Origin of the sequence: Bacteroides sp. ET336 (assembly GCF_024733815.1) — a bacterium.
In the GTDB taxonomy this organism is placed as follows: domain Bacteria; phylum Bacteroidota; class Bacteroidia; order Bacteroidales; family Bacteroidaceae; genus Phocaeicola; species Phocaeicola cellulolyticus.
Genome location: NZ_JANRHK010000004.1, coordinates 179,993 through 195,857, shown reverse-complemented (window position 1 = coordinate 195,857; position 15,865 = coordinate 179,993). Strand labels below are relative to the sequence as shown.

Below are 15,865 nucleotides of genomic sequence, written 5' to 3'. Positions count from 1 at the left end.
TTTGCTTTGTCTTAATGTGATGACAATGTCTGTTTCTATGGCAAATTCTTATCCGACTCCTGACAGAACAAAGGTCCCGGCTTTTCCTGGTGCAGATGGTGCCGGTAAATATACAACAGGTGGTGCAGGTGGAACTGTTTATACTGTAACATCGCTGGATGACGATGGATCGGAAGGAACATTGCGCTGGGCGGTCAACAAGAAGGGGCCGCGTACTATCGTCTTTGCAGTGAGTGGTATAATTGAGTTGAAGAGCCCGCTGAAAATTTCAAACGGTGATGTGACTATAGCAGGCCAGACTGCCCCAGGTGATGGTATATGCTTGAAAAACTATACTTTCGGAATTCAGGCCGACAATGTGATAGTGAGATTTATACGTTCACGTATGGGAGCTGATATCGTTCAGAAAGGCGACGATGCCATGAATGGATTCAAGTATCACAAGAATATAATAATAGACCATTGTTCTGTAAGTTGGAGTACCGATGAGTGTGCTACGTTCTATAATAACAGCAATTTCACTTTGCAGTGGTGTATCATAAGTGAAAGTCTGGCAAACTCAATTCATGAAAAAGGCGCTCACGGCTATGGTGGAATCTGGGGAGGACAAGGAGCTTCTTTCCACCATAATCTTCTAGCCCATCATACTAACCGTACTCCTCGACTTTGCGGTAGCCGCTACACGGGAAAACCTGACGAGGAGAAAGTGGAACTGTTTAATAATGTGATTTATAATTATGGTAGTGACGGAGCGTATGCCGGCGAGGGAGGTTCGTATAATTTTATAAACAATTATTATAAACCGGGGCCATTCACAGCTACAAAACCATCATACAAACGTTTGTTTACGGCGTATGCCGATGATGGAAAGAATAATAATGTGAAAGGTGTTCATGGTGTATTCTTTTTCAAGGGTAATTACATTGACCCTACATGTCCTAAGTTATCCGATAAACAGCGTAAGGATATAAAGCTTGTAAATAAGGATAATTCTTTAGGACTGATAATCAAGAATGATTTTGCTCCTGCAGGTGAGGTATTGGCCATGAGTCCTTTCGTGATTGCAGAACATAGTTCTTTGCAGTCAGCCAGTGACGCTTTTGTTTCTGTCCTAAAATATGCCGGAGCATCTTTACGTCGTGACTCTCATGATGAACGTATAGTAAGGGAAGCTAAAGAGGGTACTTATACGTTTGAAGGTTCTCATGGCAGTACTAACGGAATGATTGACCAACCGTCAGATGTGGGAGGTTGGGGAGAATACAGGCAGACTACAGCTCCTGTAGATTCGGACGGAGACGGTATTCCAGACGAATGGGAGAAAAAGAACGGATTGAATCCTAATGATCCGAAAGATGGGGCTATATACAGTCTTGATTCTTCATATACTAATCTGGAATTATATATTAATGGATTGGTAGAACATTTATTTCCCAGATTATAACTAAAAGTACACATATATTATCAATTAATACACAAAAAAGTGTCGGTTATAGCCTAATTTTGCGATAAACTTAAACTAATTATCAGGAATGAAAACAACGCTTAAAAACCTTTTCGTGTTTGCTATGGCTTTATTGCCTGTCGCATGTGCACAAAAAAACGAAATGCAAAAATTGGAGAGTGTCATTGACGAAGGCGTTTACGAAGGTTTGCCTTTTGAGATGCAACAGGTGGAACAGCCGGTTTTCCCGGAATATTCTGTAAATATTACTGACTTTGGAGCTGTTGCCGATGGTAAGACACTGAATACAGAGGCGATAAACAATGCCATTAAGGACGTTAATTCTAAAGGTGGTGGTAAGGTTGTTATACCTGCCGGTTTATGGTTGACAGGGCCTATCGAGCTGAAGAGTAATGTAAATCTTTATACAGAACAAAATTCGTTGATATTGTTTACTGATGATTTCAATGCTTATCCTATACTTGAAACATCATTCGAAGGATTGGAAACACGTCGTTGTCAGTCGCCTATATCTGCATGGAATGCTGAGAATATAGCTATAACAGGATACGGGGTATTCGATGGCTCCGGCGACAGTTGGCGTCCTGTAAAGAAAGGCAAAATGACTGCATCACAATGGAAATCGTTGCTTGCATCAGGTGGAGTGGTTGAGAATGATGTCTGGTATCCTACTGCAGGTTCTTTGAAAGGTGCAAAGGCATGCAAGGAATTTAATAATCCTGAAGGTATTGAAACAGATGAAGAATGGAATGAAATTCGTCCTTGGCTGCGTCCTGTATTGCTTAACATAGTAAAAAGCAAGAAGGTCCTTCTTGAGGGTGTGACTTTCAAGAATTCTCCAAGCTGGTGTCTGCATCCGCTTTCATGCGAACATATCACTATAAAGGATGTCAAGGTGTTCAATCCGTGGTATTCTCAGAATGGTGATGCTCTCGATCTGGAATCATGTAATTATGCATTGATTATCAACAATGTTTTTGATGCCGGTGATGATGCGATATGTATAAAATCAGGAAAAGACGAGGATGGACGTAAACGTGGCGAACCATGTCAGAATGTTATTGTTAAGAATAATGTTGTTCTTCACGGACATGGTGGTTTCGTAGTGGGAAGTGAAATGTCTGGCGGAGTAAAGAATATATATGTTTCGGACTGTACTTTCCTTGGTACAGATGTCGGTTTACGCTTCAAGAGTACCAGAGGTCGTGGCGGTGTAGTGGAGAATATTCATATCCACAATATCAATATGATAGATATACCTCATGAAGCATTGCTGTTTGATCTGTTCTACGGTGGTAAAGGCGCTGGTGAGGAGACAGAAGAAGAATTGATAGCCCGCATGAAGACAGCAATACCTCCTGTGACAGAAGAAACTCCTGCTTTCCGCGATATCTACATTTCAGGTATAACAGCCAATGGAGTAGGACGTGCAATGTTCTTTAACGGACTTCCTGAAATGCCTATTAGAAATATCGACATAAAGGATGTGCAGATTACTAATGCCAAAGCCGGTATTGTAATCAGCCAGGCTGAGAATGTAACTATAGATAATGCAAACGTAGAGACAGAAGGCGAAGTGTTGAAGGTTAGATTTGCCAAGAATGTCAAGGTTAATGGTGAAGAGTTCCATAATTGAAAATTAATAAACTGTTGTTTGTGTTTTCGGGATATTTATAATAATGTGGTTTTATAATTTGCTCTTTGCGTTCTTATTGCTTAAATTCGGGTGCAAAGAGCAATATTTTTAAATGTCGTATTTATTATGAAAACAAAGTTATGTCTTTTCCTTATGGCATTTTGTAGTGCTTCTCTTATGGGACAATCTGTAAAAACTGTTTCCTTGGAGTTGAAAAACGGATTGGATAAGGATCTGAAGGATGTCCCTGTATGTGTGAAGATTGATGACTTACGTGCGGGTTTCACAGTCCGTTCAGCTAAGGTTATGGATAGTATGAAGGAGATTCCTTCGCAATTGGATGATATGGATACTGATTATGTTCCGGATGAACTGGCGTTTGTGGTAGATATGCCGGCAAACGGAACAAAACGTATAGAAATCGAACTGAATAGCGAAAGGATTGTCAGACAGTATCCTCAACGTGTATTCGCTACGATGCTTGCACGTGATACCAAGAAAGGGAAACATGCCGAAATACGTTCTGTGACAGTTCCGGGTGACGTTAATTTCTATAATATGATTCATGGTCATGGACCGATGTTCGAGTCTGAGCTTGTGGGATATCGTATTTATTTCAATGCGAAACAGACTGTCGATCCGTATGGAAAGTTTGAAAAGGGACTGGAACTTGAAGAAAGCAAGTTCTATCCTAATGATGAACAGCTGGCAAAGGGGTTTGGTGATGATGTCCTAATGGTAGGGAACAGCTGTGGAGTAGGAGCACTGAAAGGATGGAACGGAGAGAAGGCTATTCATATTGAGCCTGTTGCTTTTAGGACTGAGCGAATTCTTGCTAAAGGACCGGTTCGTGTCATTGCAGAAGTAAAAGTGGAAGGATGGGAGTATCAAGGCTCATTGCTGAATATGACAAACAGATATACTTTGTATGCCGGACACAGGGATCTGATAGTTGATACGTATTTCGACAGTCCTTTGCAGAAAGAAATATTTTGTACAGGAGTTCAGAATATAATGGGAACAGAAACAGTCTCTTATTCAGATCATAAAGGGCTGGTTGGCAGTTGGGGGCGACACTGGCCTGTGACTGATACGGTTAAATATGCAAAGGAAACAGTTGGTATTGCTACTTTTATTCCCAGAAAGTATGTAAAGCAGGAGGTGAGCGATAAGGATAACTTCCTTTATACTATATCAGCAGTAGGTGAAACATCTTTCAGATATTATACAATGTTTACTTCCAGAAAGGAAAAATTCGGCTTTGAAAATTCAGATTCATGGTTCGGATATATGAATGAATGGAAAAAGGAACTTGAGAATCCTGTAGAAGTGAAGATAATTTATTAACTTTTTGATATATAGATTTAATACCATGAGCATTTTAAAGACTGTTATCGGCATGGTTGCTTTGTCTGTCATGCCTGTTATTGCACAAAACACTGAATATGTTTCTCAGGTGTGGGTATCTGATTTAGGAAACGGAAAATACAAAAATCCGGTTTTGTATGCCGATTATTCCGATCCTGACGCTTGTAGAGTAGGCGATGATTATTATATGACATCTTCCAGCTTCAATTGTTTGCCTGGACTTCAAATTCTTCATTCCAAGGACCTGGTCAATTGGACTATAATAGGAGCGGCAGTGCCATACGAACTGGCTCCTGTACAGATGCCTGAAAGGCCGGAACATGGTAATCGTGTATGGGCTCCTAGCATACGTCATCATAATGGAGAATTTTATATCTTTTGGGGAGACCCTGATCAGGGAGCTTTTATGGTTAAGGCAAATGATCCGAAAGGACCATGGTCTGAACCTGTATTGGTTAAGGCTGGTAAAGGAATAATTGATACTTGTCCGTTGTGGGATGAAGATGGTAAGGTCTATATGGTGCATGCTTATGCCGGAAGTCGTGCCGGACTGAAAAGTGTGATTGCTGTGTGCGAACTCAACGCTGAGGCTGATAAGGCTATAACTCAGTCACGTATCATATTCGATGGTCATGAAGCACATGAAACTTGTGAGGGACCTAAGTTTTATAAGAAAAACGGATATTATTATATCTTCCATCCGGCAGGAGGAGTTCCAACTGGTTGGCAGGTGGTCCTGCGTTCGAAGAACGTATATGGACCATATGAATGGAGAACAGTGTTGGCTCAAGGAGATACAGAAGTGAACGGACCTCATCAGGGAGCGTGGGTTGATACGCAGACAGGTGAAGACTGGTTCCTTCATTTCCAGGATGTCGGTGCATACGGTCGTCTTGTTCATTTGCAGCCAATGACATGGAAGGATGGTTGGCCTGTTATAGGAACAGATAAGGATGGAGACGGATGTGGTGAGCCTGTTTCTACTTATAAGAAGCCGAATGTAGGAAAAACTTATCCGATATGTACTCCACAGGAAAGTGACGATTTTGACGGATTTACCCTTTCGCCACAATGGCAATGGCATGCGAATATAAACGAAAAGTGGGCTTATTATGCAGGCGACAAGAGTATTGTACGTTTGTATTCTTATCCTGTGGTAGATAATTATAAAAACCTGTGGGATGTAGCAAATCTGTTGCTTCAGAAAACTCCTGCAAAGAATTTTACAGCTACAATGAAAATGACGTTCATTCCTTCTGCTAAATATAAGGGAGAACGTACAGGTTTGGTTGTAATGGGATTTGATTATTCAGGTTTGATTATTGAAAATACTGAAAAAGGACTGGAACTTTCGCAGGTAGAATGTAAGAGAGCCGATAAGGGTACGCCTGAAACTAAAAACGCTACAGTTGCCCTGTCAGACAGTACGGTATATCTTCGTGTTAAATTCAGTTGCGATGATAAGAAGATTGCCAAGAGTGAAGGCGGGCATGATCTTGTCGTGATGTGTGATTTCAGTTATAGCCTGGACGGGAAAAAATATAAGAAACTGGGCAATAGTTTTCAGGCAAAGGAAGGTAAGTGGATAGGTGCCAAAGTCGGCATGTTCTGTACACGTCCTGCTATTGTCACAAATGATGGCGGATGGACTGATGTTGACTGGTTCAAAATTACAAAATAGAAAGGTTGAGTTCCATGTCTTACAGATGGGACTCTGATTAAGATTGGTTTATTTTATGGCAGAGGTGTATTTTTTATAGATACATCTCTGTTTTTTATATACATATATCAGCATTATGGCATATAGTGGCAGAAGAATATGAAAGTAACAAAAATTACATGAGAAATAACGATTATTACACATGATATTAGTGCTATATGGATAATTTTGCGGATATGAATAAACACTATAATAATACAATTTAATATCTTTACATTATGAAAGCATTAAATAAAGAGACAGCCGTCAAGGTTGTTCGTCCTGAACGCATCATTCAGTTTGGTGAAGGAAATTTCCTTAGATGTTTTGTTGATTGGATAATCTCCAATATGAATGAAAAGACAGATTTCAACAGCAGCGTAGTAGTTGTACAGCCTATCGATAAAGGAATGATAGATATGATCAATGCCCAGGATGGTCTTTACCATGTAAACCTCCAGGGACTTGAAAAAGGCGAGGTAATCAATTCATACAGACTCATTGATGTAATCAGCCGCTGCCTTAACCCTTATACAGAATACCAGTCATATCTTTCACTGGCAGAACAGCCGGAGATGAGATTTGTCATTTCCAATACAACAGAAGCCGGTATCGCATTCGATCCTGCATGCCGTCTTGAGGATACTCCTCCAAGCTCATATCCTGCAAAACTTACACAGCTCCTCTATCACCGTTACAAGTTCTTCAACGGTGCTATGGACAAAGGTCTGATAATCTTCCCATGCGAGCTTATATTCCTGAACGGACATAAGTTGAAGGAAACAATCTATCAGTATATCGAACTCTGGAATCTAGGCGAAGAATTCAAGACATGGTTCGAACAGGCTTGCGGCGTTTACGCTACACTTGTTGACCGTATCGTTCCGGGATTTCCAAGAAAGACCATCAACGAAATCAAGGAACACCTCGGTTATGATGACAACCTGGTTGTTCAGGGCGAGGCATTCCACCTTTGGGTAATCGAAGCACCTGAAAGCGTAGCAGCGGAATTCCCTGCAAACAAGGCAGGTCTGAACGTATTGTTCGTACCGTCAGAAAAACCATACCACGAACGTAAGGTGACATTACTTAACGGAACACATACAATCCTTTCTCCTATCACATATCTTTCAGGTATTGATATTGTGCGCGATGCATGCAAGGATGAGGTTATCGGCAAGTATATCCGCAAAGCTATGTATGAAGAGCTCATGCAGACACTAAACCTTCCGGAAGACGAACTCAAGGCATTTGCGGCAAGCGTACTTGAACGCTTCGAGAATCCTTTTGTTGACCACCAGGTTACATCAATCATGCTTAACGCATTCCCTAAGTTCACAGCACGCGATCTTCCTTCGGTTAAGGAATATCTAAGCCGCAAGGGTGAACTTCCATACGGAATCGTTCTCGGTCTTGCTGCGCTTATCGTATATTACAAGGGAGGAAAACGTGCCGACGGTGCTGAAATCGTTCCGAACGACGCTCCTGAAATCGTGGAATATGTCAAGAACGCATGGACTCTGTCCGACCTTCATGCAGTAGCAGAAAAGGTATTGGCGGCAGACTTTGTATGGGAAGAAAACCTTAACAATATCCCTGGCCTGACAGATATGGTAGCAGATATGCTTAAGGGAATTGAAGAGAAAGGCATGTATGAAATGGTGAAGGAATATGTAAAATAAATCCCTGATGGAAAATATACTTCATATAAACAGTAAGGACAACGTCGTAGTGGCGTTGTCCGATCTTGCTGCCGGTACAGAAATCGTTGTTGACGGACGTAGCATTATCCTGAAGGATGATGTTCCTGCCGGACACAAGATAGCGCTTCAGGATTTTCATACAGGAGATGTGGTGGTGAAATACGGTTTCCCTATCGGTTCGCTCAAGGAAGACAGAGCTGTAGGAAGCCTTATAAACGAGAAATATATCCGTACGCTTCTTGGCGAGATCAAGGACTATACATACAATCCCGCAGAGGTACACTCATGCAAGTCGGAAGGTATGGTCTATTTCAAAGGTTATGAAAGGAAGAACGGCGATGTCGGAATCCGTAACGAGATATGGATTGTCCCTACAGTAGGCTGTGTGAACGGGGTGGCAAACGAACTTGTCAAGCTGTTCAACGAAAAGACAGCAGGAGATAAAGCCGACAATTTTGACGGTATCCATGCCTATACACACAACTGGGGCTGCTCGCAGCTGTCGGAAGACCACGAGAATACACGCAAGATACTGCGCGATATGGTTCTTCATCCTAATGCGGGAGGCGTGTTGGTATTGGGACTCGGATGCGAGAACAATCAGGTCTCAGCTTTCAGGACAATGCTAGGCGAGTATGACAGTGAGCGTGTGAAATTCCTCGAATGTCAGAAAGTGGAGGATGAGATTGCTGCAGGTATGGAAATCCTTATGGGCCTCTATGAGAATGTAAAGAAAGACGTAAGAACAGAACAGCCAGTATCAAAGCTGAGAATAGGACTTAAATGTGGTGGCTCAGACGGCTTCTCAGGTATTACAGCCAACCCGTTGCTAGGTCTGTTCTCCGACCGTCTTGTTTCATACGGCGGTACATGCGTGCTGACAGAAGTGCCTGAGATGTTCGGTGCAGAGACAATCCTCATGGATCGCTGCAGGGACGAGGAAACTTTCCATAAGACAGTCAGTCTGATAAACAACTTCAAGAACTACTTCATAAAGAACGACCAGGTGATATATGAAAATCCGTCACCGGGCAACAAGGCTGGAGGTATCTCTACTCTTGAAGAGAAATCCCTAGGCTGTACACAGAAATCAGGCTCCAGTGCAGTGATTGACGTGCTGGAATACGGTGACCGTATCTCGGCTCACGGACTGAACCTTCTTAGCGCTCCGGGCAATGACCTCGTTGCAAGTACGGCACTTGCTTCCGCCGGCTGCCATATGGTACTTTTCACTACAGGCCGCGGAACGCCATTCGGAACATTCGTGCCTACGGCAAAGATTTCTACCAACTCAAACCTCTATAACCGCAAGACACGCTGGATGGACTTCAATGCAGGTGTTTTGGTGGAAGGCAAGAGCAAGGAAGAGGTGCTTGACGAGTTCTTCAACTTTGTCATATCGGCCTGCTCCGGTTCATATGTAAAGAACGAGATAAACAATTACCGTGAGATATCCATATTCAAGACCGGTGTAATACTTTAATATTGAGTTGTCAGTTTTTAGTTGACAAGTGGACAAGTTGACGAGTTGACAAGGTTGCCATTTGGATGCTAATCTAACAACTAATAACTGATAACCAATTCTTAATTCTTAATTTTTAATTCTTAATTGACATAAATGAACAATAATAAAATGACCAATTACCGCTGGTATGTATGTGCGATGCTGTTCTTTGCAACCACGGTAAACTATCTTGACCGTCAGGTCCTTTCTCTTACATGGAAAGACTTCATCTCTCCTGAATTCGGCTGGACTGACGTTCATTACGGTACCATCACCGGATGCTTCTCCTTTGTATATTCCATCGCGATGTTCTTTGCGGGAAGGACAGTCGATTATCTTGGAATCAAGAAAGGCTATTCATGGGCCATCGCCCTCTGGTCTCTCGGTGCCTGTCTTCATGCATTTTGCGGTATCGCTACTGCCGGAATAGTGCTTGACAGCTGGACTATGACATTTGCAGGAGCGCGTGAACATATAGAAATAGCCCGCAATGCCGGTACCGCGATGATGGGTATATCAACCGTGAGCATGTGGCTTTTCCTTATAGCAAGATGTATTCTTGCAGCCGGTGAGGCAGGAAACTTCCCTTGTGCCAACAAGACCATTTCCGCCTATTTCCCTCAGAAAGACCGTGCCTTTGCCACCAGCCTTTTCAATTCAGGCTCACAGATAGGAGCTATGCTCGCTCCGTTCACAATTCCTGTGATAGCCCGTTTCTGGGGATGGGAAATGTCATTCCTCATTATCGGTCTCCTCGGTTTCGTATGGCTGGGTATATGGCTCAAGACATACGAGGCACCGGACAACAATAAGCGTATGAACAAGCTTGAGCTTGACTATATACGTCAGGATGAGAATAAGGCGGAGAATGAGACAAAACCGACAGAAGAGCCGAAGGAAAAGGTAAATATCTTCAAGTATTTCACCTATCGTCATACATGGGCTATATTTGCTTCACGTTTCCTTCCTGAAGGCGTATGGTGGTTCTTCCTGTTCTGGGCACCTGCGTATGTGAAAGATATCTATGGCTACAGCTCAGACTCTTTCATGGGTATGATGCTGATATTCACATTGTATCTCATCACCATGCTCTCAATCGTCGGAGGATATCTCCCAACATTCCTTGTGAACAAGAAAGGACTTACTCCGTTCGGCGGCCGTATATCATCAATGTTCGTTTATTCGCTATTCCCTCTGTTGGGTATAGTTGCACCATTCCTTGGAGTACATTCATGCTGGTATCCTATAATCATCATCGGTATCATCGGTGCCGCACACCAGAGCTGGAGCGCAAACGCATATTCTCTTGTAAGCGACCTCTTCCCTAAATCGGTAGTTGCCACACTTACAGGCCTTGCCGGTATGGTCGGTGGTCTTGGAAGCTTCCTTTTCAACCAGAGTTCAGGTATCCTGTTCACATATTCACGCGAGAGCAATATGTCTTTCCTCGGTTTCGAAGGAATCCAGGCAGGCTATATGATAGTATTCCTTGTAGCATCAGTAGCTTATATATTAAGCTGGTTTGCAGTCAAGAGTTTGACATCAGACGTTAAGAAATAACCAAAAACATACTAATTATGAGAAATTTTATGGATGAAGACTTCCTGTTGTATTCGGACACAGCGAAGTATCTGTATCACAATTTTGCAAAACATAATCCGATAATCGACTATCACTGCCATCTTGAACCAAAGAAGATAGCGGATGACTATAAATTCTCTTCAATCACGGAAATCTGGCTTGGCGGCGACCACTACAAGTGGAGAGCCATGAGAACAAACGGAGTGGATGAGGAATATATCACAGGAAAGTCAACTTCAGACTGGGAGAAGTTCGAAAAATGGGCTGAGACAATCCCTTACACAATGAGAAACCCTCTTTACCACTGGAGTCATCTTGAACTGAAGACAGCCTTCGGTATCGACAAGCTTCTTTCTCCGAAGACAGCACGTGAGATATTCGACGAATGTAACGCAAAACTTGCAACTCCTGACTATACAGCCCGCAAGTTCATGGAACGCTACAATGTAGAGACGGTATGTACTACAGACGATCCTGTCGATACATTGGAATATCACAAGACAATAGCTGAAAGCGGCTTTAAGGTAAAGGTTCTTCCTACATGGCGTCCGGACAAGGCTATGGCAGTTGAGAATGCGGCAAACTTCCGCAGCTATGTTGAGAAGCTTTCTACAGTCTCTTCAGTATCAATCAGCACATTCAATGACCTTGTTGACGCATTGAAGAACCGTCACGATTTCTTTGCAAGCATGGGCTGCCGTCTGTCTGACCACGGTATCGAAGAATTCTATGCCGAAGACTATACAGATGCCGAAATCAACGCAATCTTCAACAAGGTATATTCAGGCAAGGAACTTACAAACGAGGAAATCCTCAAGTTCAAGTCTGCAATGCTCGTAGTCTTTGCCGAAATGGACAATGAAAAAGGCTGGACACAGCAGTTCCACTACGGAGCTATCCGTAATAACAACACACGTATGTTCGAGAAACTAGGCCCTGATACAGGTTTCGATTCAATCGGTGTGTTCAATACCTCAAAGGCAATGGCCAAGTTCCTTGACCGTCTGAATTCAGCAGACAAGCTGACAAAGACCATCCTTTACAACCTCAATCCGGCAGACAATGAAGTTATAGGTACAATGATCGGTAACTTCCAGCAAGGTCCTGTAGCCGGCAAGATCCAGTTCGGTTCAGGCTGGTGGTTCCTCGACCAGAAGGACGGAATGCAGAAACAGATGAACTGTCTTTCGGTACTTGGATTGCTTAGCCGTTTCGTAGGTATGCTTACAGACTCACGCAGCTTCCTTTCTTATCCACGTCATGAATACTTCCGCCGTATTTTATGTAACCTGATAGGAGAGGATGTAGAAAAGGGTGAATTGCCTGCATCAGAAATCGAATTCCTCGGTCAGATGGTCAACGATATTTCTTATAACAATGCAAAGAGATATTTGAATCTTTAATAATATCTCTATATAGAAAATCATAGATAGAATTACATTAATTAACAATCAGCCAGTAAGTTATGACTTATTCATACTTGCCGGCTGATTATTTTTTACATATAAAAAGAACAGATATTCTACATCATAAAACTATTATTCCACATAAAAAAATATGCTTACCATTACCTTTGTGACATAATCGCTAGCCTTTATAAAATTAATAACTATTAAAAAGACATTTATGAACTTTAAAAATCTAACTAGAAGAACATTTGCTATTCTTATAATGAATATGCTATGTTTGGTCGTTTTTGCACAGGAACGACAGATTACGGGTATTGTGGTTGATGGTTATGATGTTCCTATTATTGGTGCGAACGTCGTTGAAGTAGGAACCACTAACGGTGTTATTACAGACTTGGAAGGACGTTTCAGCTTGAATGTGCAGTCAGGTTCCAAGATTCAGGTATCTTTTATAGGTTATGTTACACAGACAATAACTGTAAATTCACAGGATGATATTAAGGTAATATTGAATGAAGATTCACAGTCGCTTGACGAAGTCGTGGTTGTGGGTTATGGTGTACAGAAAAAATCAGATTTGACAGGTTCAATAGGTAGTGTTGACAATAAAGCACTTGCTGGTAAGGGTGCATCCACAGTAATGGAGTCATTGCAAGGACAAGTGGCAGGTGTTGATATAAGTCAGTCATCAAGCCGTGTTGGTGAGAGTTTTAATATTGCAATCCGTGGTAAGAGTACTTTGGGTAGCAGTACCAGTCCGTTGTTTGTTGTAGATGGAGTAATTTGTGATGATATTAATTTCTTAAATCCTTCTGATATTGAGAAAATCGATATCCTTAAAGATGCGTCTTCTACAGCAATTTATGGTTCAAGAGCAACAAATGGTGTTGTAATTGTAACTACTAAACAAGCTAAGGTAGGTGATGATATGCGTACTACAGTAACTTATGATGGTTATGCCGGATATAAGACAGTAGCTCGTATGCCGGATTTTATGGACGGTACAGAATGGGCAGCATATCGCTATATGAAGTATGCAACACCTGTAAAGACAGACGGTTCAATATCTATAATTGACGGTAGATTGCCTTTGGAAATTACTCCTGGTAATATGTTGTCAATATGGAATGATAAAGGGGATGCAATCTCTGTAAAAAGACGTGAACAATTCCTGACTGAGGATTATACCGACTGGAGTGATCTGATGTTGCAGGACGGTACACAACAAAATCACTTCATTCAGGTCTCAGGTGGAGGTAAAAAGGTCTCTTATCGTGCTGGATTGGGATATCAGCAGGAAGATGGTGTTATGGGCGATGAGATGCAGCGCTATAATCTTAAACTGGCTGTAGATGGAAAGATAAACAGTAAGGTTTCAATGGGTATGACTACAAATATAGCTGTTTATAATTATGACTACGGCTCTAAGCGTGCAGTTCAGGAATCTTTCCGTGCCAATCCATATTGGCTTCCTTATAACTCTGCAACAGGCGAATTGAACTATCAGCCTGGTAACGACCTTGTTCCTGGACAGACATATAGTGATGCTTTCCCGGCAGGATTCTCAGGCTCGGTATCTCCAATTATGGATGCCATGAATTCAAGTGACAAGACTAAAGGCTACAGACTGCTTGCAACAATGTATGCACAGTATCAGCCAATAAATGATGTAATAATAAAAACATCATTCTCTCCTACATTCTCTACACGTAGAAGAGGTGAATATTATGGTGGATTGTCTTCTGAACAGTCAAGTACATACGATAAAAATACAGGCCTTGGAAAGGCAAAAGCTACTGTTACAAACAACCAGTCATTCGGCTATACATGGGATACTCAGGTAAACTATGTAAAAACATTCAATGAAGACCATAATTTGAATGCTATGGCTCTTTTCAGTGTATATGGAACTGAATCGGAAAAATATGCTATAACCGGTGAAGATGTAAATGCTGAAACACTCTGGTATAATCTTGGTTCGGCAGCCAGCTATAATAATGTCTCCAGTGACTATGGAAAGGCTACTATGTTATCATATGCTCTCCGTGTAAATTATGGATATAAGGGAAAATATCTAGCCACAGTATCAACCCGTTGGGATGGATCTTCAAAATTCCTTGACGGACATCGTTGGGGAGTATTCCCTTCTGCAGCTCTTGCATGGAGAATCAGTGAAGAAGATTTTATAAAAGACAATGCTTCATGGATAACAAATTTGAAACTCCGTGCCAGCTATGGTGTTACCGGTAATAATGCTTCTGTAGGTAATTATGAAACAATGTTCCTTGCTAACCAACTCTATTATTCAGGATTTGGTAAAGGTTTCGGCCCGTCTGTAGTAAATGAGTTGCTCTCTTGGGAAAAGACAAATGAATTCAATATAGGTCTTGACTTCGCATTCTTGAATGGAAGAATTTCCGGTACATTTGACTGGTATAATAGGGATTCTAGAGATTTGCTTATGGATATGAAGCTTCTTCTGGAACAGGGAACTCCAAGTGGTCAGATGACTGCTAATGTCGGAAAAGTACGCAATCGTGGTGTGGAAGCAATGCTCAAGGGAATACTGTTGCAGACAAAAGATTTCTATTGGGATGTTACAGCTACTTTTGCAATGAATCATAATGAAATTCTTGAACTTCAGGGTAAGAAAGAAGATATGCGTGCTCAAAGATGGTTCATCGGTCAGCCTATTGATGTTGCTTACGATCTGAAGCAGACAGGTATATGTACTCAGGCTATGGCAAACGAAAAGCTGACAATTGACGGAGTAACAAAAACAAAGAGTGAATGGTATGGCTATTTTGAAGGCTGTATGACATACGAAGATCTGAATATGGACGGTAAGATAAATGATGATGACCGTCAGATAATAGGTCAGGGTATGCCTAAGTGGACTGGTACTATTTCTACATCATTGACATACAAAAACTGGGATTTCTCAATGACAGTAAATACAAAACAAGGACATACAGTATTAAGTCCGTTCATGCAGGAATTTACAGATTATTCAGACCGTGGACGTAATAAGCTGGCTATGGACTTCTATATTCCTGAAGGAGCGCCGGTATTTAACTACACTTGGGACGGAAGCGATTATGCTTCTTTGACTTCAGATGCATCCAAGGTTGCAGAGAGTACAATTGTTGGTTCATATCCATATCCTTTCAATGATGTGAACTATAATCATGGTGGTGGTACAGGATGGTACACTGGAAAAAATAAGGAGTTTGAATCAAACTGCTATGTAGATGCATCTTATTGGAAAATCAAGAATATAACTCTTGGTTATACTTTCCCTAAGAATCTCATCAATAAGATTGGAATACAGAATCTGAGAATATATGCCAATGTATTGAATCCTTTCACATTTACCAAGTATAAAGGATTTGATCCGGAATGGGCAGATGCTGCTATTTCTGATGGTACCGGTGGACCAAGTTCAATAAGCTATCAGATAGGTCTTAATGTTAAATTCTAATATTATAAAAACGTAAGAT

The 15,865-nt window shown here is 41.6% G+C and carries 9 protein-coding genes; all 9 read left to right on the top strand.

What is annotated here, in order from left to right; genetic code table 11:
• Positions 1 to 19 precede the first annotated feature (19 nt).
• The 9 genes from NW213_RS06460 (at position 20) to NW213_RS06420 (ending at position 15,846) form a co-directional block, all read left to right on the top strand.
• Positions 20 to 1,444: a pectate lyase gene (locus tag NW213_RS06460; RefSeq protein WP_258322242.1), complete on the top strand. Its 1,425-nt coding sequence runs from the start codon at positions 20 to 22 to the stop codon at positions 1,442 to 1,444.
• A gap of 88 nt (positions 1,445 to 1,532) precedes the next feature.
• A complete protein-coding gene (locus NW213_RS06455; RefSeq protein ID WP_154043722.1) occupies positions 1,533 to 3,101 on the top strand; it encodes a glycoside hydrolase family 28 protein in 1,569 nt (522 codons plus the stop codon).
• Positions 3,102 to 3,227: 126 nt separating this feature from the next.
• Positions 3,228 to 4,448, top strand: a complete 1,221-nt coding sequence (locus NW213_RS06450) for a DUF4861 domain-containing protein (RefSeq protein WP_258322210.1) — start codon at positions 3,228 to 3,230, stop codon at positions 4,446 to 4,448.
• A 25-nt stretch (positions 4,449 to 4,473) separates the two neighbouring features.
• The gene (locus tag NW213_RS06445) at positions 4,474 to 6,150 is read left to right on the top strand and encodes a glycoside hydrolase 43 family protein (protein WP_375338115.1); all 1,677 of its coding nucleotides are present in this window, start codon (positions 4,474 to 4,476) and stop codon (positions 6,148 to 6,150) included.
• A 257-nt stretch (positions 6,151 to 6,407) separates the two neighbouring features.
• Entirely contained in the window at positions 6,408 to 7,850 is a 1,443-nt protein-coding gene (locus NW213_RS06440; protein ID WP_204390606.1) for a tagaturonate reductase, read from the top strand.
• Positions 7,851 to 7,854: 4 nt separating this feature from the next.
• Positions 7,855 to 9,354: a UxaA family hydrolase gene (locus NW213_RS06435; RefSeq protein ID WP_375338119.1), complete on the top strand. Its 1,500-nt coding sequence runs from the start codon at positions 7,855 to 7,857 to the stop codon at positions 9,352 to 9,354.
• Positions 9,355 to 9,489: 135 nt separating this feature from the next.
• Positions 9,490 to 10,935, top strand: coding sequence for an MFS transporter (locus NW213_RS06430; protein ID WP_258322208.1), 1,446 nt, complete (start codon positions 9,490 to 9,492; stop codon positions 10,933 to 10,935).
• A 17-nt stretch (positions 10,936 to 10,952) separates the two neighbouring features.
• Positions 10,953 to 12,359, top strand: a complete 1,407-nt coding sequence (gene uxaC / locus NW213_RS06425) for a glucuronate isomerase (protein WP_154043727.1) — start codon at positions 10,953 to 10,955, stop codon at positions 12,357 to 12,359.
• Positions 12,360 to 12,582: 223 nt separating this feature from the next.
• Positions 12,583 to 15,846 (top strand): TonB-dependent receptor, encoded by a 3,264-nt coding sequence (locus tag NW213_RS06420; protein WP_258322207.1) that lies wholly within the window; start codon positions 12,583 to 12,585, stop codon positions 15,844 to 15,846.
• Positions 15,847 to 15,865 lie beyond the last annotated feature (19 nt).

Bases quoted from the DNA above. Each gene is read 5' to 3' on its own strand.
- NW213_RS06455 (WP_154043722.1), top strand. From the start codon at position 1,533: ATGAAAACAACGCTTAAAAACCTTTTCGTGTTTGCTATGGCTTTATTG.
- NW213_RS06460 (WP_258322242.1), top strand. From the start codon at position 20: ATGACAATGTCTGTTTCTATGGCAAATTCTTATCCGACTCCTGACAGA.
- NW213_RS06445 (WP_375338115.1), top strand. From the start codon at position 4,474: ATGAGCATTTTAAAGACTGTTATCGGCATGGTTGCTTTGTCTGTCATG.
- NW213_RS06420 (WP_258322207.1), top strand. From the start codon at position 12,583: ATGAACTTTAAAAATCTAACTAGAAGAACATTTGCTATTCTTATAATG.
- NW213_RS06430 (WP_258322208.1), top strand. From the start codon at position 9,490: ATGAACAATAATAAAATGACCAATTACCGCTGGTATGTATGTGCGATG.
- NW213_RS06450 (WP_258322210.1), top strand. From the start codon at position 3,228: ATGAAAACAAAGTTATGTCTTTTCCTTATGGCATTTTGTAGTGCTTCT.
- NW213_RS06440 (WP_204390606.1), top strand. From the start codon at position 6,408: ATGAAAGCATTAAATAAAGAGACAGCCGTCAAGGTTGTTCGTCCTGAA.
- uxaC (WP_154043727.1), top strand. From the start codon at position 10,953: ATGAGAAATTTTATGGATGAAGACTTCCTGTTGTATTCGGACACAGCG.